We start from the raw sequence: 18,397 nt of genomic DNA, 5'->3' as shown, positions 1-18,397 counted from the left end.
GATTGTCGATAAGGCTTCGGGGCCGTTTCAGGGCAGCCGCCAGCGCGCCAGCGGAACATGCCGGCCCAGGCCCTGCAGGCTGTCGATCAGCACCAGCTCGTCCACCCGCCAATGCACCGGCGGCACGGAGATGCCTTCGGGCGGCAGGGGCTTGCCATAGGCCAGGGTCACATGCGGGGTGACGCGGTGGCGGGCGACGGCCAGCCCGGCGGCAGCGAGGCGCTGCCAGAGCGTCTGGCACAGCGCGTCCGGGGCGGGGTTTTCCTGCTGGCCGACCAGCACCAGCGGCCGGTCGCGGCGGCGCGGCGGGCCGAAGGTGGTCAGCCGGTCCAGCACCAGGTCGAAGGCGGGAAAGTCGAGCCCGTCGAGCGGCCGGCCAAGCGCCTCGGCCATGCCCGGCGCCAGCTGCGGGGTGCGCAGCACCGGCAGGATGGTCATGTGCAGCGTGGCGCGGCGAAAGCGGTCGCGGCGGTTCGCGAGGCGCCAGGCGTCCTCGATCCGCGCCGCCACCCCGGGCGGCGGGATGGCGACGAAAAGCAGGAAATGCTCGCGGGGGATGTCCTGCGGCCTTTCCTGCGTTTGCGGGGCGTCGGTCATCGCGGCCTCCCATGGCTGCCGCCATGCTAGGCCAGATCGCGGCGGCGGTCAGCCCGGTTCCGCGATCAGGATCACATGCAGGAAGCCGGGGCCGTGGGCGCCGCGCACATAGCTGCCCTCGATATCGGTGGTGCCGCTGGGGCCGGTGATGAGGATGGCGTTGCGCGGCACGGTCTCGGCCGAGAGGCGGGCGGCGTAGTCTTCCAGATAGGGCAGGAGCGTGGCTTCGCGCAGCAGCACGACATGGTGCAGCGGCAGGAAGGCCATGAGGATCGGGTTTTCCGGTCCCGAATGGATGACCAGCGAGCCGCTTTCTGCGATGCCGTGCAGCGCAAGGCCGAGCGCGGCGGGCTCATCCGGGGCGAGGCCCGGATGCGGGGCGAGGCCCTGCCAGTCAAGCGCCGCCAGGTCCGGCGCGGGCTGCATGGCGAAGCGGGGCGGCAGGCCATGGGCGTCGAGATAGCGGGCCATGGCCCGCGGCACATCGGCCAGGCTGGCCACGCGGTCGATGCTGGTGCCGAGCGCGGTCGCCTTCTGCGCGAAGGCGTCGGGCAGGCTCGGCGCGGCCAGGCGCGGGCGGGCGATGTCGGCGGGGTCGAGCAGGGCGGCGGCCTCGGCCGCGATCTGCGCCGGCGGCTTGCCGGGGCCGAGGGCCGTGCGGATCGCCGAAAGGATGCGGGTGCGGGCGGTCATTTGCGGCCTTTCTGCCGGGCGCGGTATTGGTCCATGAAGCTGCGGGCCGCCGGGCGGGGCAGGTCGCGATGCGCGGTCCAGCCCCCGGCCAGCGGCAGGCGCGCGATCCAGCCGCCCTTGCCGAACAGCCGCATCAGCGGCAGGCCGATGCGGGTGGCGAGGCGATAGAGCCGGGGGCGGCGGGCCAATTGCGCCCAGATCCCGATGCCGGCGCGGAGCGATCCGGGCTCCAGCCCCTCGCGCCAGCTGCGGCGGCGCCAGGCGCGCAGAAGGGTGGGCAGCGGGATGCCGACCGGGCAGACCTCGGCGCAGCGGCCGTTCATGGTGCAGGCATTGGGCAGGTCGCGGGACGCCGCCAGCCCGTCCAGCACCGGCGTCAGGACCGAGCCCATCGGGCCGGGATAGGTGCCGCCATAGGCATGGCCGCCGATCTGGCGATAGACCACGCAATGGTTCATGCAGGCGCCGCAGCGGATGCAGCGCAGCATCTCGCGGAACTCGTTCGCCAGCATCCGGCTGCGGCCGTTATCGACCAGGACGATATGCATCTCCTCGGGGCCGTCGGCATCGCCGGGGCGCCTGGGGCCGGCGTGGAAGGTGGTGTATTGCGTCATCTCGCCGCCGGTGGCCGAACGCACCAGCAGGCGCAGCAGCGCGAAGGCATGGGCGGTCGAGGGCACCAGCTTCTCGATTCCCGCGGTCACGATATGGATGCGCGGCGGCGTGGTGGTCAGCTCTGCATTGCCCTCGTTCGTGACCGTGCAGGTGGCGCCGGTATCGGCGACCAGGAAATTCGCGCCGGATATGCCGATATCGGCGGACAGGAATTTCTGACGCAGCACCCGGCGGGCGCTTTGCACCATGGTCGCCGGGTCCTCGGCGGCGGGCGGCGGCTGGTGGCCGGCCTTGAAAAGCTCGGCCACCTGTTCGCGGGTGCGGTGCATGGCGGGCCAGATGATATGCGAGGGGGCCTCGCCCGCCAGCTGGATGATGTGCTCGGCCAGGTCGGTCTCGACCCGCTCGATGCCGGCATCGGCAAGGGCGTGGGGCAGGCCGATTTCCTCGCCCAGCATGGATTTGGCACGGGTCACGAGCTTCGCGTCGGCGGCCAGGCAGATGCGGGTGACGATGGCGCGGGCCTCGGCATCGTCGGCAGCCCAGTGGACCTGGGCGCCGCGGGCGGTGGCGTTTCGCTCGAACTGTTCCAGGTAATGGTCGATATGGGCGGTGACATGGTCCTTGATCGCCTTGCCGCGGGCGCGGGCGGCTTCGAATTCCGGGAAGGCGGCGACGGCGGCGGCGCGCTTCCTTTCGGCATTGCCGGTAGTGCGGTCGATGGCGACCTTCAGCACCGGGTCGGCCAGTGCCGCCCTGGCGCGGTTCTTGAAATCGGGCAGGGCGCTCATAATGCCTCCTCGCCGATGGCGGGGCCATCCGCCTGGCCGGCCAGAACCTCGACGGTGTGGAAGCAGCGGGTCTTTGCGCCGCGGCGGTTGAGCTTGCCGGCCATGTTCATCAGGCAGCCGAGATCGCCGGCCAGCAGGATCTCGGCGCCGGTCTCCTCGATGGCCTCGGCCTTTTCGGTGACGATGGCGTTCGAGATGTCGGAATATTTCACGCAGAAGGTGCCGCCGAAGCCGCAGCAGACATCGTTGCCGGGCAGGCCGCGCATCTCCAGCCCTTCCACATGGCTGAGCAGCGCGCGGGGCTGGGCGGCGATGCCAAGCTCGCGCAGGCCCGAGCAGCTGTCGTGATAGGTGGCGGAGGCATTGAGCCTCCGCCCCGCGGGCGCGTAGCCCATGACATCGGCCAGGAAACTGGTGATCTCATGGGTTTTCGCGGCCATGGCTCTGGCGCGGGCGGCCCAGTCCGGGTCGCCCGCCAGAAGGTCCGGATAGCCATGCACCATGGTTGCCGCGCAGGAGCCCGAGGGCAGGACGACATAGTCGTAGCCCTCGAAGGCCGCGATGGTCTGGCGGGCCAGATGCGCCGCATCGCGGTCGTCGCCGCTGTTCAGCGCCGGCTGGCCGCAGCAGGTCTGGGCCTGCGGCACCTCGACCACGCAGCCCGCTTCCTCAAGAAGCTGAAGGGTTGCGAAGCCGATCTGCGGGCGGATGGCGTCGACAAGGCAGGTCACGAACAGACCGACCGTCGGTTTTGGCTCTCCGGTCATGGGCTTTCCCCTAGTTGGTCACGGTGGCCGGCACGGAACCGCGGCTGCGCGACATGAAGAACAGCACCGCGGCGGCCCAGATCGCGGCGGCGGCCCACCACATCAGGTTGCCGGTCAAGAGCGCAAAGCCGATCAGCCCGCCCTGCACCACGTAATAGGCCATGGGGATCAGGGTCTGGCGGATGATCGCGCCCTCGCGGTCGGTCAGGCCGACGGTGGCCGAGGCGGCGACGACGTTATGCACGCAGATCATGTTGCCCGCCGCGCCCCCGATGGCCTGCAGCGCCACCACGGTGCCCGCGCCCGCCGCCCCCAGGCCGATCTGTTCGGCGGTCGAGAACTGGAAGAGCGAGAACATCATGTTGCTGACCGTGTTCGAGCCGGCGACGAAGGCGCCCATGGCCCCGATCAGCGGTGCGAACATCGGCCAGGCATCCCCCACCACCGAGGAAACGCCCTGGGCCAGCACGATGGGCATGCTGGCATAGCTGTCCGAGGCCGAGTTCAGGAACACCTGCACCATCGGCACCGCCAGCAGCAGCGCCGGGGCGGCGGCGATCATGGTCGTGCCCGAGGATTTCAGCGCCCGCCCGTAGTCGCGCCCCGACATGCCATGCAGCACGAAGGTGAAGAGCGAGGCCAGGATCAGGATGGTGCCGGGCAGGAACAGCACCTGCACCGAGGCGTTGATGCCCGAGCCGAACAGGTCGCGGAAGGCGATCGTCATCTCGGGCGAGGTGAGCCATGCCTTGATCGGCGCGATCGAGCGGGTGACGACCAGCAGCGCCACGACGAAGACATAGGGCGCCCATGCCTTGGCCAGCGGCATCACCGGCTTGTGGGCGTTGTGATCCTCGAGATCGTCGAGCTTGCCGACCCAGTTGTCGTTCCAGTCGCGGCGCGGCGGGAAGTCGAAGCTTTCCTTCGGGATCAGGAAGCCGCGCTGCGCCGCCGGCACCACGATCAGCAGCCCGATGATGCCGCCCAGCAGCGAGGGGAATTCCGGCCCCAAGGTCGCGGCGATGATGTAATAGGGCACGGTGAAGGCGAGGCCCGCGAACAGCGCGAATTTCCAGATGCGGAAGCCCTCGGCAAAGGAGCGGTTGGCGCCGAAGAAGCGGGTCAGCATGCCGACCAGGATCAGCGGGATCAGGAAGCCGATCAGCCCGTGGAGGGTGGCGACCTTGACCGCGATCTCCAGCAGGTAGTCGCCGAAGGCCATCGGGGCGATGGTGGACTCGACGATCTGCTGGTCGGCCAGCCCGGTGCGCACGCCGACCAGGATCGGCGTGCCGACCGCGCCGAAGGATACCGGCGTGCTCTGGATGATCAGCGTCACCATGACGGCGGCCATGGCGGGAAAGCCGATGGCGACCAGCAGCGGCGCGGCGATGGCCGCCGGCGTGCCGAAGCCCGAGGCGCCCTCGATCAGCGAGCCGAAGAGCCAGGCGATGATGATCGCCTGCACCCGCCGGTCGGGCGAGATCGAGGTGAAGCCGGCCCGGATCGAGCGGATGCCGCCGCTTTCCTCGAGCGTGTAGAGCATCAGGATGGCGCCGAACACGATGTAGAGCAGGCTGACGGCGGTCACGACGCCGTTCACCGTGGCGCCCATGACCGTGTTCAGCTGGGTGCCCCAGATCAGCAGGGCGGTGGCGACGGTGACGAGATAGGCCACCAGCATCGAGAACTTGGCCGATTTCGCCAGCACCACCAGCAGCACGAAGACCGTGGCGATGGGCAGCAGGGCCAGGATGAATGTGATTAGTCCAGCCATCTTTCCTCCTCAGATGGGGCGGGCGGTTCCGCCGTTGCGGGTGCGCATTCCTGCGCGGTCGTCTTGGATGGCGCGGCCTAGTGCCAATGCGCGCATTTCGAGGTCTGGCCGATGCCGGGGTTCAGGCTGTTGGTCGGGTCCAGCTGCCGATAGAAGCCCGCCAGCTCCGGCTTGGCGTTGTAAAGGTGGCCGACATTGTGCTCGGCCGGGTATTCGGCGCCGCGGTCGTCCAGCAGGCGCCACATCTCATGTTCCACGGCCAGGCAGTCCTGGCCCTTTTTCACCACGTAATCCTGATGGAAGACGTGGCAGAAGAAATGGCCGTAATAGAGCTTCTTCTCGATCTTGGCGTCGAGCTCGGGCGGCAGGCGCTCGATCCAGTCGCGGTCGTTGCGGCGCAGGGCGATGTCGAGGGCCACGATGTCCTCGACCTCGCGGGCATGGATGGCGCGGTAGCGCACGGCGGCGCCGGCCACGGCGAAACGGTGCAGGAAGGCGGCCTTGCCCTCCTCGGGGGTGCATTCGAACATGTCGCCCTGCGCCGAGGGGAAGATGGCTGAGAGATAGTCGCGCGCCTCGGCGATGCCCGTGCCGCCCATGCGCAGCAGCAGGTGGTGCTCGTAGCGGTCGCGGAAGGCGTTCATCCGCTTGGGCAGGTGCTGGGGCGCCAGCGCGGCGATCCCCTGCGCCAGCCGGTCGGAAAGGGTGGCGCCCAGTCCCAGCCGCTCGGTCAGCGCGTCCATGCGCGCCTTGGCGGCGAACAGGGCCGGCATGCGGTCGGTGCCGGCATGGCGGATGAACAGGAAGGTGTCCTTGCCGTATTTTGCCGCCACGTCATAGGCTTCGCGGTGGATGTATTCGCCGGCGATGGGCAGGCTGTCGAAATTGGCCAGGATATGGCGGCGGATCCGGGTCAGCTCGTCGGGGTCGTTGCTGCCGATATAGAAGACCGCCGTGTCCTTTTCGGCCTGGAACGTGTCCAGCCGCACGGCAAAGACCGCGAGCTTGCCGGCGCAGCCCGAGGATTCGTGCAGCCGGCGCGGGTCGGCGTTGAAGCGGGCGGGCGTCGCGGCCTCGATGTCGCGGACATGGTCGGCATATTCGCGGTCCGAGGCCCAGGCGTCGGTGGGCGCAGGCGCAGGCAGGTCGCCCGCCTCGACGCGGGCGAGGATGTCCTCGGGGTCGTCGCCGAGGTCGAGGCCCAGATGGTTGACCAACGCCACCGAGCCGTCGGCGCGCACCTCGGCGTAAAGGCTCATCTCGGTATAGGCCGGGCCGCGCTGGATCAGCGCGCCGCCGGAATTGTTGCAGATGCCGCCCAGAACCGAGGCGCCGATGCAGCTTGAGCCGATCACCGAATGCGGCTCTCGTCCCAGCGGGCGCAGGCGCTTTTCCAGCGCGTCGAGCGTGGCGCCGGGCAGGCAGAGCACCTGTTCGCCGGCGCCGAGCAGATGGATGCCGCGCAGGCGCATGACCGAGAGCAGCACGATCTCGCGGTCGTAATCCTGGCCCCAGGGGGTCGAGCCGCCGGTCAGCCCGGTATTCGCCGCCTGCAGGATCACCGCGCGGCCCGAGGCGACGGCGGCGTTCAGCACCCGCCACATCTGCACCAGCGAGCCGGGGCGGACCACCGCCGCGACCGGCCCCTCGCCATAGCGGAAGCCGCGGGTATAGCGGCGGGTGGCGCGGTCGGCGGTCAGCACATGCGCCGGCCCCACGATTTCGCGCAGGCGATCCAGCAATGGCCCACGGTCTGCGGCTGCCTCGGCATGGCCGGGTCGCGTCATGGCTTTCCCCTCCCGTCATGGGGGGCAGGCTCCGCGCCGCATGGCACGGCATGAGCAGATCGCTTTACCTTCCCCTCTGTCTTGGTAAAATAATTTGACCATTTGGGTCAAGCGGGAAATCGATTGCACCAGATCGGGCGATTCAGCTATCTTTCAAGGCCGGATGCCGCAGGCTAAAGCCCTGAAATCCCGGCAGTCCCCGAAGGAGTCGAGCATGGCCAGCGAAGTGAACAAAGGTCCCCCCGCCGCGGAAACCACCGCCCGGCATATCGAGGACCTGATTCTCGAAGGCTCGCTGCGTCCCGGCGACCCGCTGCTGCCCGAGCGCGAGATGGCGCTGCGCCTGAACGTCTCGCGCCCGACTTTGCGCCAAGGCATCCGCATGCTGGAAGAAAAGGGGCTGATCGTCGCCGATCCGGCCGGCGGGCGGCGTGTGGCGGCGCTGGCCACCAGCATCACCGATCCGCTGGTCGAGTTGATGGCCTCGCGCGGGGAGGTGGTGGACGACTATCTGGAACTGCGCGGCACGCTGGAGGGCATGGCGGCAAGCCTGGCCGCGACGCGGGCCAATGACGTGGACCGCGCGACGCTGGCCCGCTGCATGGAGCGCATCGACCTGGCCCATGAGGAGGCCGATCCCCGCCACGAGGCCGAGGCCGATGTCGACCTGCATATCGCGGTCTACGAGGCCAGCCACAACATCGTGCTGCTGCAGATCATGCGGGCGCTGTCGGGCATGCTGCGCAAGGGCGTGTTCCACAACCGCGAAAAGCTTTATGCCCGGCCCGAGGTGCGCGACGTGCTGCGCGCCCAGCACCGCGCCATCCACGACGCGATCATGGCCCGCGACCCCGAGGCGGCGGCCCGTGCCGCCCAGGATCACATGAGCTATACCAAGCGCGTCCGCGCCGAGATCATGGCCGCCGAGGCGCGGCTGGAAATCTCGTTGCGCCGCATCGAGGGCGGCAGCCTGACCGCGCGCAACTGAACGGGTTTGCCGGTTCCGGCTTCTGTGCCATCATGATTCCCAACAACCGCAGGGAGATGGCATGGACAGGATGGACAGGCTGGCCGCCCGGATCGACGGCATCGAGGGCCGGATGATCGCGCATCGCCGCACGCTTGAGAGGCTGCTGGACCTTTCGCCCGAAAGCGTCCGGGCCGAGATGCTGCGATGGCTGGAAGATCGCGAGGTGATGCTGGACGGGCAGGAAGATCCCGGCGTGGTTCCCGGCCCCGAGGCGGCGCTGGAACTGGCCCTGTCGGACGAGATGCGCCTGCTGCACGACCATCTGGCCAGCGCGGCGCGGCGCTAGCGAAGCCTCTTAACCTTTCGTCCGGCACGTGTTAACGCTAACAACCCAAAGCTGCCGCGAACCCCCGGAGGAGGCGCGGCAGCACCAGATCGCAGGCTGACCCAAACCATTCCGCTGGAGGAGTTTCATGAATTCTGTCGAGCCCGCTTACAGCACGGCCATGCTGTTGTTCATCGCCCTGGCGGCGGTGCTTGTCCTGCTGGTCCTGATCATGCGGTTCCGGCTGCATGCCTTTGTCTCGCTGGTGCTGGTCAGCCTGATGACCGCCATGGTCGCGGGCATTCCCCTGGCCGACGTGATCCCGACGCTGCTGCAGGGCTTCGGCTCGACCCTGGCCACGGTGGCCCTGCTGGTGGGCTTTGGCGCCATGATCGGGCGGCTGCTGGAGATCACCGGCGGCGCGCAGGTGCTGGCGGACCGGCTGATCGGCCAGTTCGGCGCCGAGCGCGCACCCTTTGCGCTGGGCGTGGCCTCGCTGCTGTTCGGCTTTCCGATCTTCTTCGATGCCGGGCTGGTGGTGATGCTGCCGATCATCTTCAGCGTAGCCTATCGCTTCGGCGGCTCGGTGCTGCTTTACGCGCTGCCGGCGGCGGGGGCCTTCGCGGCCATGCATGCGCTGCTGCCGCCGCATCCGGGGCCGGTGGCGGCGGGCGACCTGCTGGGGGCCGATATCGGCCTGCTGGTGCTGGTCGGGCTGGTCGTCGCGCTGCCGACCTGGTTCTTCGGCAGCTATCTGTTCGGGCTTTGGGCCGGGCGGCGCTTCGTGCTGCCGATCCCGCAGATCCTGGGCGCGGTCGACGACAGCAGCCATGACCGCATCCCGCCAAGCTTCGGCACCGTGATGCTGGTGCTGCTGCTGCCGCTGGTGCTGATCTTCCTGAACACCGGGCTGGGGACGCTGGCGACGGCCGGGGTGGTGGATGGCGGTGCGGGCTGGGTCACGGTCCTGCGGCTGATCGGGCAGACGCCCATCGCGCTGCTCATCACCGTGCTGGTCGCCATGGCGCTGCTGGGCCGGGGCCGCGGCGCGGCCGAGATCGAGAAGATCATGGACGGCGCGCTGGCGCCGATCTGCGCCATCATCCTGGTCACCGGCGCGGGCGGCATGTTCGGCGGCGTGCTGCGCGCCAGCGGCATCGGCGAGGCGCTGGCCTCCAGCCTCGACGCGGTGGGCATGCCGCTGATCGTCGCGGCCTTCGTCATCTCGATGGCGCTGCGGGTGGCGCAGGGCTCGGCTACGGTAGCGCTGACCACCACCGCCGGGCTGATCGCGCCCACGGTGGCGGCGACCACGGGGCTTTCCGAATTCGACCGCTGTTTCCTGGTGGTGGCCATCGCCGGCGGCGCCACGGTGCTGAGCCATTTCAACGATTCGGGCTTCTGGCTGGTCGGGCGGTTCCTGGAGATGGACGAAAAGACCACGCTGAAGACCTGGACGGTGATGGAGACGCTGCTGGGCAGCATCGCCTTCGGCTTCGCGCTGATCGGCTGGTGGCTGCTGTGAAGGGCGCGGTGCAGCATATCGTGGTGATGGGCGTCTCGGGCTGCGGGAAAAGCACCACGGGCGAGGCGCTGGCCCGGCATCTGGGCTGGCCCTTCGTCGAGGGCGACAGCTTCCACCCCGAGGCCAATGTCGCCAAGATGCGCGCCGGCATTCCGCTGGACGACGACGACCGCGCGCCCTGGCTGCGGGCGCTGGCCGCCGAGATCGCCCGCAACGAGGCGCGCGGCCAGTCCTCGGTCATGGGCTGCTCGTCGCTGAAGCGGGCCTATCGCGACATCCTGCGCGAGGGGGCGCCGGTCGTGCGCTTCCTGCACGTGCATGGCACGCGCGCGCTGCTGGAAAGCCGGCTCTCGCATCGCGCGGGGCATTTCTTTCCCGCCAAGCTGCTGGATTCGCAACTGGCGACGCTGGAGCCGCTGGCCGCCGACGAGGACGGCGTGGTGGTCGACATGGCCCTGTCGGTCGAGGATCAGCTGCGCGAGGCGCTGCGCCTGCTGGAACTGGACGGCTGAATCGCGGCAGGAAGAAGGAGAGGCCGCAATGAGCTGGAACCCCGCCCTGACCCCCGGCTGCCCCGATGCGGCCGGCATGGACCAGATCGAGACGCTGATCATCCCGCGGGCCCGCGACATCGGCGGCTTCGAGGTGCGCCGGGCCCTGCCCGCGCCGAAGCGGCAGATGGTCGGGCCGTTCATCTTCTTCGACCAGGCCGGGCCGGCCGAGTTCCTGACCGGGCAGGGCATCGACATCCGCCCGCATCCGCATATCGGGCTGGGCACGGTGACCTATCTCTATCGCGGCGATTTCCATCACCGCGACAGCATCGGCAGCGATCAGGTGATCCTGCCCGGCGCGGTCAACTGGATGGTGGCGGGCCGGGGCGTGACCCATTCCGAGCGCACCTCGGCCGCGGGCCGCGCCGGGCCGCACGGGCTGTTCGGCATCCAGACCTGGATCGCCCTGCCCGAGGATCGCGAGGACATGGCGCCGATCTTCGAGCATCACGGCAAGGAGGCGCTGCCCGAGATCGAGGCCGAGGGCGTGCATGCCAGGCTGATCCTGGGCCATGCCTATGGCGAGCGGGCGCCGGCGACGCTGTATTCCGAGACCTTCTATCTGGACGTGACGCTGGCGCCCGGCGCGCGCTTTCCGCTGCCCGACGATCACGAGGATCGCGGGCTCTACATCACCCAGGGCTCGGTCGGCATCGCCGGGCAGGAATTCGAATCCGGGCGGATGATGGTGTTCCGCCCCGGCGACCGCATCACCGTCGCCGCCGGGCCGCGGGGCGCGCGGCTGATGGCGCTGGGGGGCGCGACGCTGAACGGGCCGCGCTTCATCTGGTGGAACTTCGTCGCCTCGTCGCGCGAGCGCATCGAACATGCCAAGGAACAATGGCGCGCCGCGAATTGGGGGCAGGGGCTGTTCGACCTGCCGCCCACCGACCGCGACGAACATATCCCGCTGCCCTGAAGCCGGTCCCCCGGGGCGGATCGGCGCCCGGCCCTGCGCGAGGGGCTCGGGCGGCATGGACCCGAGAACGGCGCTGCCGGGGCAGCCGTCCTCAGTCGGGCAGGATGCGCACCGCGCCCTTGTCGGCCGAGGCGGCGAATTGCGCATAGACCTTGAGCGCCGCCGAGACCTGGCGCTGGCGCGGCTGCGCGGGCTTCCAGCCCTTGGCGTCCTGCTCGGCGCGGCGCGCGGCCAGCTCGTCCTCGGGCACCGCCAGCCGGATCGAGCGGTTGGGGATGTCGATCTCGATCAGGTCGCCGTCGCGCACCAGGCCGATGGTGCCGCCGGCCGCCGCCTCGGGGCTGACATGGCCGATGGAAAGGCCCGAGGTGCCGCCCGAGAAACGGCCGTCGGTGATCAGCGCGCAGGCCTTGCCCAGCCCTTTCGATTTCAGGTAGCTGGTCGGATACAGCATCTCCTGCATGCCCGGCCCGCCCTTGGGGCCTTCGTAGCGGATGACCACCACGTCGCCGGCCTCGACCTTGCCGGTCAGGATGCCGGACACCGCGGCGTCCTGGCTTTCATAGACCTTGGCCCGGCCGGAAAACACCAGGATCGATTCGTCCACGCCCGCGGTCTTCACGATGCAGCCGTCCAGCGCGATATTGCCCTTCAGCACCGCCAGCCCGCCATCCTTGGAGAACGGCGCCTTGGCCGAGCGGATCACGCCCTTTTCGCGGTCGAGGTCCAGGTCGGGCCAGAGCGTCGTCTGGCTGAAGGCGACCTGCGTCGGCACGCCGCCCGGCGCGGCCAGGAACAGCTCGCGCGCAGCTGGGTCGTTGCTGCGGGCGATGTCCCATTGGTCGATGGCGGCGCCGATGGTGGGGGCATGTACGGTCGGGCAGTCGCGGTCGATCAGCCCGGCGCGGTCCAGTTCCCCAAGGATCGCCATGATGCCGCCGGCGCGGTGGACGTCCTCCATATGCACGTTGGCGGTGTTCGGCGCGACCTTGCAGAGGCAGGGCACCTTGCGCGACAGCGCGTCGATGTCGTCCATGGTGAAATCGACCCCGCCTTCCTGCGCGATGGCCAGGAGGTGCAGCACGGTATTGGTCGAGCCGCCCATGGCGATGTCCAGCGACATGGCGTTCCGGAACGCCGCCTTGCTGGCGATGGCGCGCGGCAGGACCGAAGCGTCGTCCTGTTCGTAATGGCGGCGCGTCACCTCGACGATGCGGCGGCCGGCTTCCAGGAACAGGTTCTTGCGCAAGGCATGGGTGGCCAGCGTCGAGCCGTTGCCGGGCAGCGACAGGCCGAGCGCCTCGCTGAGGCAGTTCATGGAATTGGCGGTGAACATGCCCGAGCAGGAGCCGCAGGTCGGGCAGGCGGCCTCTTCGATGGCGGCAAGGTCCGCGTCCGAGACCTTGTCGTCGGCCGCCGCGACCATGGCGTCCACCAGGTCCAGCGAGACCTTGCGCCCGTCGCCCAGCGTGACCTTGCCCGCCTCCATCGGCCCGCCCGAGACGAAGATCGCCGGGATGTTCAGCCGCATCGCCGCCATCAGCATGCCCGGCGTGATCTTGTCGCAGTTCGAGATGCAGACCATGGCGTCGGCGCAATGCGCGTTGACCATGTATTCGACCGAGTCGGCGATCAGTTCGCGCGAGGGCAGGGAATACAGCATCCCGTCATGGCCCATGGCGATGCCGTCATCGACCGCGATGGTGTTGAATTCCTTGGCGATGCCGCCCGCCGCCTCGACCTCGCGCGCGACCATCTGGCCCAGGTCCTTCAGATGTACATGGCCCGGCACGAACTGCGTGAAGCTGTTCACGATGGCGATGATGGGCTTGCCGAAATCGCTGTTCTTCACCCCGGTCGCACGCCAGAGGCCACGGGCCCCCGCCATGTTGCGGCCGTGGGTGGTGGTGCGGGAACGATATGCGGGCATGGCTGGGTTCTCTGTCGTCTGATTGTCCGTGCTGAGCGGCCAGTATCACGAAGGAATTGGCGAGGTTATCCCTTATCACGCTGGACGGCGGCGACCACCCCCGATTTCACGCCCCGCCGGCCAGCCCGCACAGGATGCGCCGGCTGCGGCGGATGATCGTCGCCACCGTCAGCGCCAGCACCAGCCCCAGCGCCCAGGCCAGCACCGGCCAGCCCGCGCCGGCGATCCAGGCGCCGGTCTGCGCCAGCGCGCCCAGCGTCACGGCGGCCATGCGGTGCGCCTTGGCCCCCGGGCCCGAGAAATCCGAGCCGAGCCCCGAGGCGCGGCCGAATTCGCGCAGGTATGCGGTCAGGATCGCCAGCGCCCCGGCCAGCAGCCCCAGCGCCGGCCAACCCGCCGCCAGGCCGAAGCCGGCAAGGATCATCAGGTCCGAGAGCCGGTCCGGCACCTCGTTCCAGAAGGCGCCGTCCGGCGTGCCCATGCCGCCCTCGACCGCCACCAGCCCGTCGAAGAGGTTGCAGAGCAGCCGCAGCTGGCAGAAGGCCGCGCCCAGCACCAGCAGAAGCCCCGCCGCCCAGCCCGGCCCGACCAGCGCGGACAGGGCGAAGGCCCCGCCCGACAGCGCCGCTGCCAGCACCGAGCCGGCCGAGATGCGGTTCGGGGCCACGCCCTTCTCGACCAGCCGCCGGGTGACATGGGCGGCCCATTTCGTGTTGCGGCTGGCGATCGGCCGCCGGCTGAAATCCTCGGTCACATCCACCCCCATGCCAGAATGTGCAGAAAGATCGGGGCCGAGAACACCAGGCTGTCCAGCCGGTCGAGGATGCCCCCATGCCCCTGCACCAGCGTGCCCCAGTCCTTGACGCCGCGGTCGCGCTTGATCGCCGACATGATCAGCCCGCCGAAGAAGCCGAAGGTGGTCACGGTCAGCGCGATCAGCCCCGCCTCCCACCAGCGGAACGGCGTGAAGGGCGTCAGCGCCACACCCAGCGCGCTGGCGCTGAGCACGCCGCCGACCAGCCCCTCGACCGTCTTCGAGGGCGAGACGCGCGGGGCGAGCAGGTGCCGGCCGATGCTCTTGCCCCAGACATATTGCAGCACGTCTGAGGCCTGCACCACCAGGATCAGCCAGGCGACCAGCGTGAAGGCGCTGTAGCGATAGTCGGGAATGTCCAGCGTCAGGATCGCCGGGATATGCGAGACGCAATAGACGCAGACCATCAGCCCCCATTGCGTCTCTGACACCCGGGTCAGGAAGCCCTGCACCTCGCCCTTGAACACGGTCACGACCGGCAAGAGCAGGAAGCTGTAGACCGGGATCAGCAGCGCGGCAAAGACCGGCACGTGGAAATAGACCAGCAGGTATTGCAGTGGCAGGATCAGGTAGAAGGCGATGGCCAGCCCGTCATGGTCGTCGCGCCGGGTGTGGGTGATGGTGGCGAATTCGCGCAGCGCCGCCATCGAGCAGAGCGCGAAGAACAGCGTGATCGCCCCGGCGCCCAGGGTGAAGATCAGCGCCAGCACGCCGATCATCACCCACCAGGCGCGGATGCGGTCGGCGAGGTTCTGCGCCGTCGGCCCGGCGACGCGCCCCGAGCGGATCAGCATCCGCGCCACCAGCGAGGCCAGGATCAGGAAGGCGAAGAGCCCGTAGAAGAAGAAGGCCGAGGGGGAATGAAAACGGTCCATGGATCAGCCTTTCGCCTCGGCCAGCGCCAGCATCGCGGCGGCGAGGCGTTGCAGGAAATCCTCGCGGCTCTCGCCGGTCTCGACCCGCATCGGGCTGCCGAAGCGCACGGCGCAGTTCAGCGGCACCGGCAGGAAGGCGCCCTTGGGCAGGATGCGGTCGAGATTCAGGATCCAGGCCGGCACGATCTCGGCCTCGGGGACGGCGCGGGCCAAGTGGTAGATGCCGGATTTCAGCGGCAGCAGCCGGGCGTCGGTCAGGTTGCGCGTGCCCTCGGGAAAGAAGATCACGTCCTCGCCGCCGCGCAGCACCTCGGCCACGGTCTCGACGGGATCGGCGCGGCGGCTGGCGGGGTCGCGGTCGATCAGCACGGCGCGGAACACCTGATGGGCGATCCAGCGGCGGATGGCCGAGCGTTCCCAGTAATCGGCGCCGGCGACCGGGCGGGTGCGCAGCCGGTGCGGCTTCGGCAGCGCCGACCACAGCGCCACGAAATCGGCATGGCTGACATGGTTCGCGACCAGGATGCGCGGCGCGCCGCCCGGCGGCGGCAGGTCGATGGCGCGCAGGCTGATGAGGATGCGCGCGGTCGCAACCAGGCCCGCGCGGGTCAGTCTTGCCGGTATCGTCGCCGTCATTCAGTCCCTCGTCCGCCTGTCCTTGCGGATTCTCGCATGAAATCGCGGCAGGGCGGAAGGGGCGCTGATGCGCTTTCCGCCGCCACGGCAGGGTGGCCCAGGGGCCTGCGAGCGGTGCGCGCCCGCGACGCTCAGCCGGCCTGCGTCATTCCAGCCAAAGATCCCGCAGCAGTGATTGCGCGAGATGGTCCACCGAGCCGCCGTCGATCCGCACGCATCTTTCGTGCCCTGCGTAGGAAACCCGGATCGTGTCGCCGACGACCTCGTATTCGCCGGAAACCAGCGCGCCCTTGCGGCCTGTAAGGGTGACCGTGCGTTTCATTTGCCTGTCCCTTCCTCCTTCCATACCAGCACCTTGCGCGCTTGCGCCGAGTCGCGGAAGTTCGCCTTTGAGACAGGTGCGCCGCCTGTGTGCCAGAGGTCACACCCCCGCCCGGACCCGAATCCCCTGTCTCAGCGCGGTGCGGCGGGAACATGACGGGCCGCGGGCGGTTTCTTTCGCGGAAGGCTTCGGGCCATTTCCGAAGCCGCGGCAATCCGGAGGACGAGACCATGCCTGCCAAGTCCAAGGCGCAGCAGAAGGCGGCCGGCGCGGCCCTTGCCGCCAAGCGCGGCGAGACCAGCAAAAGCGAACTGCGCGACGCCTCGCGGGATATGTATGAATCGATGAGCGAAAAGCAGCTGGAGGAGCTGGCTGCCACCAAGCGCAAGGGCAAGCCCGAACACAAGGGCTGACCCCCGCCGCGGCGCGGGCAAGGGCTGCATCCGGGGCCGGCGTCACGTCCCGGGAAGATCGCCGCGCGAACCCGGGCGTGCGGGAAGGGCGTTGCCCGGATGACGCGCGCCCTTCCGGCCGGTCCTGACCCTTCGCCTTGGAAGCTTGCCTGCCGCCTAGCGCGCGCCGAACAGCGCGATCAGCCCGTCCGCCAGCGCGCCGCGCCAGACCAGATAATCGTGCCCGCCGGCATATTCGCGCCAGTCGACCGCATAGCCCTTGAGCAGCAGGATGTCGCGCAGGCTGCGCGAGGTCTGCAGGATGCCGTCTCCGCCATGGCGCGAGGTCTCGAAACTGCCGGCGCTGAGGAAGAAGCGGATCGGCAGGCGCTCGCGCGCGGCGAATTCGGCCGCGACATGCGGCGTGCCGTCGCTGGCCGAGCCCTGCGGCGCCCACCAGAACGAGCCCGACATGGACAGGGCATTGCCGAAACGGTCGGACCGGCGCAGCGCGACGGTGGCGGCGGCCAGCCCGCCATAGCTGGCCCCGGCCAGCACGGTGCGGGCCGGGTCGGGGGTGATGCCGGTCTCGACCGCGATCAGCGGCAGCAGCTCATCGGCCAGCGCGTCGGCGAAGGCGTCGTTGCCGGGCAGCTCGCGCGCCCGGGTCATGCCGTCGATCGAGGGGATCAGCACCGCCAGCACCGGCGGCAGCCGGCCCTGCCGCGTCAGCGTGTCCAGCATCTGCGGCGCCTGCATCTCGGCCAGCGCCCGCTCGCCGTCGAAGATCAGCGCCAGCACCAGACGCGGATCGGCGGGGTCGAAATCGCGCGGATGCGCGATCAGCAGCTCGCGGCTGTTGCCCAGGGTCGGGCTGTCGAAGACGACCCGCCGCATGGCCGGATCGGCCTCGGGCGCGGGCGGGGTGCCTGGCTGCGGCGGCGCTTGCGGCAGGGTAAGCGTCGCGTGCTGGTTGAAGCGGTCGGGCGCCTCTGCGGGCCAGGGATGGCGGTTCAGCGGGTCCATCTGCGCCGTGGCCAGGATGGCCATGCGCCGCGCCCGGGCATTGCCGGGCAGGTCGGGCACGTCGGGCGCCAGCTTGTAGGACAGCCGGGTCGCGCGCGGCACGCGGAAGCTCTTGAACCAGACGTCGCTGTCGCCCAGCCGGTCGAGCCAGTCGTGATCGCTCGACGGGCCGCCGAACAGCCGGACATTGCGCTGCGCCCCGCGCCACAGAAAGGTCAGGACGACCTCGCCGGCCTCGGCCTCCTCGACCAGCGGCGTGCCCTCGGCCGCGACGGCGCGCCAGAACCCGGCCGTGTCGCCGCCCTGGGCCAGCGTCTCGGCCAGCGCCGCCATGCGCGGGCTGAGATAGTCCGGCGCCGGCGGCTGCAGGTCGGCGGGGGCGACCAGCTGGTCCAGCGCCACCCGGGTTTCGCCGGCCCCCGACAGGCGCAGGATCATCGCCTCGCCCTCGCTCATCGCCTGGAAGCGGATGGCGCCGCGGTCCTGCTGCGCCAGCTGGCGGAAATGCGCGCCCTCTGCGGTCAGCAGCGCGGCATCGACCGGCTGCGCCCCGGCCTCGATCCGGCCGGCCAGATAGCTGCCGGGCGGGGCCTCGATGCGCAGCTGCACCGGCCTGGCCGGGTCGAGCCGCAGCGCCAGGCTTTCGCCCGCCGCCAGCCGGTCCTGCGCCGCGGCGGGCAGGGCGGGGGCCAGCAGAAGCGCCAGCGCCGCGGCCAGGATGCGGTGCGGCAGGGCGCGCAGAAGGATGTCGCGGCAAGCGCCGTGTTTTCCGATCATGTCACCGTCATGGTTTGCGCGGACTGGCTGGACGGAATCGTGGCGCCGCATTCCCGAGTAAAATCGCAGGTTTCCCTATAGAGCCGCCGGGCCGCCGAGGAAAGCCCCGCGGACAGCCCGCCGGGATCGGCGCCGGGGCGGGGGAGGCGCAGGAAAAAGCCCCGCTCCGGCAGGGAACGGGGCGGGCCTTGGCCTGCGGTCAAGGATTTGGTGACGAAATGCGGAACGGGTAACAAGGAACTCGTCAACCTTGAAATGCCGCCGCCTTACCCTGCGCGCGGGCGGCGGTCTGTGCGCCGGCGCAC

Annotated in this window: 18 protein-coding genes; 6 read left to right on the top strand and 12 right to left on the bottom strand. The window is 69.7% G+C overall.

Annotation, left to right across the window (positions count from 1 at the left end; genetic code table 11):
* Nucleotides 1-27: 27 nt before the first annotated feature.
* From LOS78_RS00305 to dld, 6 genes are all read right to left on the bottom strand, one after another.
* Nucleotides 28-597: a 2'-5' RNA ligase family protein gene (locus LOS78_RS00305; protein ID WP_230376395.1), complete on the bottom strand. Its 570-nt coding sequence runs from the start codon at nt 595-597 to the stop codon at nt 28-30.
* Nucleotides 598-645: 48 nt separating this feature from the next.
* Nucleotides 646-1,290, bottom strand: a complete 645-nt coding sequence (locus LOS78_RS00300; protein ID WP_230376394.1) for an LUD domain-containing protein — start codon at nt 1,288-1,290, stop codon at nt 646-648.
* Nucleotides 1,287-2,696 (bottom strand): LutB/LldF family L-lactate oxidation iron-sulfur protein, encoded by a 1,410-nt coding sequence (locus LOS78_RS00295; protein WP_230376393.1) that lies wholly within the window; start codon nt 2,694-2,696, stop codon nt 1,287-1,289. Before LOS78_RS00295 ends, LOS78_RS00300 begins: the two co-directional genes overlap by 4 nt.
* Nucleotides 2,693-3,463: a (Fe-S)-binding protein gene (locus LOS78_RS00290; RefSeq protein ID WP_230376392.1), complete on the bottom strand. Its 771-nt coding sequence runs from the start codon at nt 3,461-3,463 to the stop codon at nt 2,693-2,695. The genes LOS78_RS00295 and LOS78_RS00290 overlap by 4 nt, the downstream gene beginning before the upstream one ends.
* A gap of 10 nt (nt 3,464-3,473) precedes the next feature.
* On the bottom strand, nt 3,474-5,240 hold the full coding sequence (locus LOS78_RS00285) for an L-lactate permease (protein ID WP_028712932.1): 1,767 nt from the start codon (nt 5,238-5,240) through the stop codon (nt 3,474-3,476).
* A gap of 77 nt (nt 5,241-5,317) precedes the next feature.
* Nucleotides 5,318-7,027 (bottom strand): D-lactate dehydrogenase, encoded by a 1,710-nt coding sequence (gene dld, locus LOS78_RS00280; RefSeq protein WP_230376391.1) that lies wholly within the window; start codon nt 7,025-7,027, stop codon nt 5,318-5,320.
* Between the two features lie 214 nt (nt 7,028-7,241).
* Between dld and LOS78_RS00275 the strand changes: the two genes are divergently transcribed.
* The 5 genes from LOS78_RS00275 to LOS78_RS00255 all read left to right on the top strand — a co-directional run bounded on the left by LOS78_RS00275 (nt 7,242) and on the right by LOS78_RS00255 (nt 11,320).
* Nucleotides 7,242-8,015 carry an FCD domain-containing protein gene (locus tag LOS78_RS00275; protein ID WP_028716505.1) on the top strand — a complete coding sequence of 258 codons (774 nt, stop codon included), beginning with the start codon at nt 7,242-7,244 and terminating at the stop codon, nt 8,013-8,015.
* Nucleotides 8,016-8,076: 61 nt separating this feature from the next.
* A complete protein-coding gene (locus LOS78_RS00270; protein ID WP_230376390.1) occupies nt 8,077-8,343 on the top strand; it encodes a hypothetical protein in 267 nt (88 codons plus the stop codon).
* Between the two features lie 127 nt (nt 8,344-8,470).
* Nucleotides 8,471-9,847, top strand: a complete 1,377-nt coding sequence (locus tag LOS78_RS00265; RefSeq protein WP_230376389.1) for a GntP family permease — start codon at nt 8,471-8,473, stop codon at nt 9,845-9,847.
* Entirely contained in the window at nt 9,844-10,359 is a 516-nt protein-coding gene (locus LOS78_RS00260) for a gluconokinase (protein WP_028712927.1), read from the top strand. Before LOS78_RS00265 ends, LOS78_RS00260 begins: the two co-directional genes overlap by 4 nt.
* A 28-nt stretch (nt 10,360-10,387) precedes the next feature.
* A complete protein-coding gene (locus tag LOS78_RS00255; RefSeq protein ID WP_028712926.1) occupies nt 10,388-11,320 on the top strand; it encodes a pirin family protein in 933 nt (310 codons plus the stop codon).
* A 91-nt stretch (nt 11,321-11,411) separates the two neighbouring features.
* Here LOS78_RS00255 and ilvD read toward each other — a convergent pair whose 3' ends face one another.
* The 5 genes from ilvD to LOS78_RS00230 all read right to left on the bottom strand — a co-directional run bounded on the left by ilvD (nt 11,412) and on the right by LOS78_RS00230 (nt 15,897).
* Complete coding sequence (gene ilvD, locus LOS78_RS00250; RefSeq protein WP_230376388.1) at nt 11,412-13,250, bottom strand: dihydroxy-acid dehydratase; 1,839 nt, start codon at nt 13,248-13,250, stop codon at nt 11,412-11,414.
* A gap of 106 nt (nt 13,251-13,356) precedes the next feature.
* Complete coding sequence (locus LOS78_RS00245; RefSeq protein WP_230376387.1) at nt 13,357-14,004, bottom strand: CDP-alcohol phosphatidyltransferase family protein; 648 nt, start codon at nt 14,002-14,004, stop codon at nt 13,357-13,359.
* The gene (locus tag LOS78_RS00240) at nt 14,001-14,939 is read right to left on the bottom strand and encodes a phosphatidate cytidylyltransferase (RefSeq protein ID WP_028712923.1); all 939 of its coding nucleotides are present in this window, start codon (nt 14,937-14,939) and stop codon (nt 14,001-14,003) included. Before LOS78_RS00240 ends, LOS78_RS00245 begins: the two co-directional genes overlap by 4 nt.
* Nucleotides 14,940-14,942: 3 nt before the next feature.
* On the bottom strand, nt 14,943-15,575 hold the full coding sequence (locus LOS78_RS00235) for a lysophospholipid acyltransferase family protein (RefSeq protein WP_230376386.1): 633 nt from the start codon (nt 15,573-15,575) through the stop codon (nt 14,943-14,945).
* 145 nt (nt 15,576-15,720) lie between these two features.
* Nucleotides 15,721-15,897, bottom strand: coding sequence for a hypothetical protein (locus tag LOS78_RS00230; protein WP_198019343.1), 177 nt, complete (start codon nt 15,895-15,897; stop codon nt 15,721-15,723).
* Between the two features lie 230 nt (nt 15,898-16,127).
* Here LOS78_RS00230 and LOS78_RS00225 point away from each other — a divergent pair, with 230 nt between their 5' ends.
* On the top strand, nt 16,128-16,310 hold the full coding sequence (locus LOS78_RS00225; protein ID WP_028712921.1) for a DUF3008 family protein: 183 nt from the start codon (nt 16,128-16,130) through the stop codon (nt 16,308-16,310).
* 156 nt (nt 16,311-16,466) lie between these two features.
* On the opposite strand, the gene fes is transcribed toward LOS78_RS00225, so the two are convergent.
* The gene (gene fes, locus LOS78_RS00220) at nt 16,467-18,092 is read right to left on the bottom strand and encodes an enterochelin esterase (protein WP_036697505.1); all 1,626 of its coding nucleotides are present in this window, start codon (nt 18,090-18,092) and stop codon (nt 16,467-16,469) included.
* Between the last annotated feature and the right edge of the window lie 305 nt (nt 18,093-18,397).

This window comes from Paracoccus sp. MA (assembly GCF_020990385.1).
Taxonomy (GTDB): Bacteria; Pseudomonadota; Alphaproteobacteria; order Rhodobacterales; family Rhodobacteraceae; genus Paracoccus.
This window is presented reverse-complemented; position numbering and strand designations above follow the sequence as displayed.

Excerpts from the sequence above, each read along its gene's own strand:
- dld (WP_230376391.1), bottom strand. The coding sequence starts at position 7,027 with ATGACGCGACCCGGCCATGCCGAGGCAGCCGCAGACCGTGGGCCATTG.
- LOS78_RS00270 (WP_230376390.1), top strand. The coding sequence starts at position 8,077 with ATGGACAGGATGGACAGGCTGGCCGCCCGGATCGACGGCATCGAGGGC.
- LOS78_RS00255 (WP_028712926.1), top strand. The coding sequence starts at position 10,388 with ATGAGCTGGAACCCCGCCCTGACCCCCGGCTGCCCCGATGCGGCCGGC.
- ilvD (WP_230376388.1), bottom strand. The coding sequence starts at position 13,250 with ATGCCCGCATATCGTTCCCGCACCACCACCCACGGCCGCAACATGGCG.
- LOS78_RS00265 (WP_230376389.1), top strand. The coding sequence starts at position 8,471 with ATGAATTCTGTCGAGCCCGCTTACAGCACGGCCATGCTGTTGTTCATC.
- LOS78_RS00290 (WP_230376392.1), bottom strand. The coding sequence starts at position 3,463 with ATGACCGGAGAGCCAAAACCGACGGTCGGTCTGTTCGTGACCTGCCTT.
- LOS78_RS00295 (WP_230376393.1), bottom strand. The coding sequence starts at position 2,696 with ATGAGCGCCCTGCCCGATTTCAAGAACCGCGCCAGGGCGGCACTGGCC.
- LOS78_RS00285 (WP_028712932.1), bottom strand. The coding sequence starts at position 5,240 with ATGGCTGGACTAATCACATTCATCCTGGCCCTGCTGCCCATCGCCACG.
- LOS78_RS00225 (WP_028712921.1), top strand. The coding sequence starts at position 16,128 with ATGCCTGCCAAGTCCAAGGCGCAGCAGAAGGCGGCCGGCGCGGCCCTT.
- fes (WP_036697505.1), bottom strand. The coding sequence starts at position 18,092 with ATGATCGGAAAACACGGCGCTTGCCGCGACATCCTTCTGCGCGCCCTG.
- LOS78_RS00305 (WP_230376395.1), bottom strand. The coding sequence starts at position 597 with ATGACCGACGCCCCGCAAACGCAGGAAAGGCCGCAGGACATCCCCCGC.
- LOS78_RS00300 (WP_230376394.1), bottom strand. The coding sequence starts at position 1,290 with ATGACCGCCCGCACCCGCATCCTTTCGGCGATCCGCACGGCCCTCGGC.
- LOS78_RS00230 (WP_198019343.1), bottom strand. The coding sequence starts at position 15,897 with ATGAAACGCACGGTCACCCTTACAGGCCGCAAGGGCGCGCTGGTTTCC.
- LOS78_RS00240 (WP_028712923.1), bottom strand. The coding sequence starts at position 14,939 with ATGGACCGTTTTCATTCCCCCTCGGCCTTCTTCTTCTACGGGCTCTTC.
- LOS78_RS00275 (WP_028716505.1), top strand. The coding sequence starts at position 7,242 with ATGGCCAGCGAAGTGAACAAAGGTCCCCCCGCCGCGGAAACCACCGCC.
- LOS78_RS00235 (WP_230376386.1), bottom strand. The coding sequence starts at position 15,575 with ATGACGGCGACGATACCGGCAAGACTGACCCGCGCGGGCCTGGTTGCG.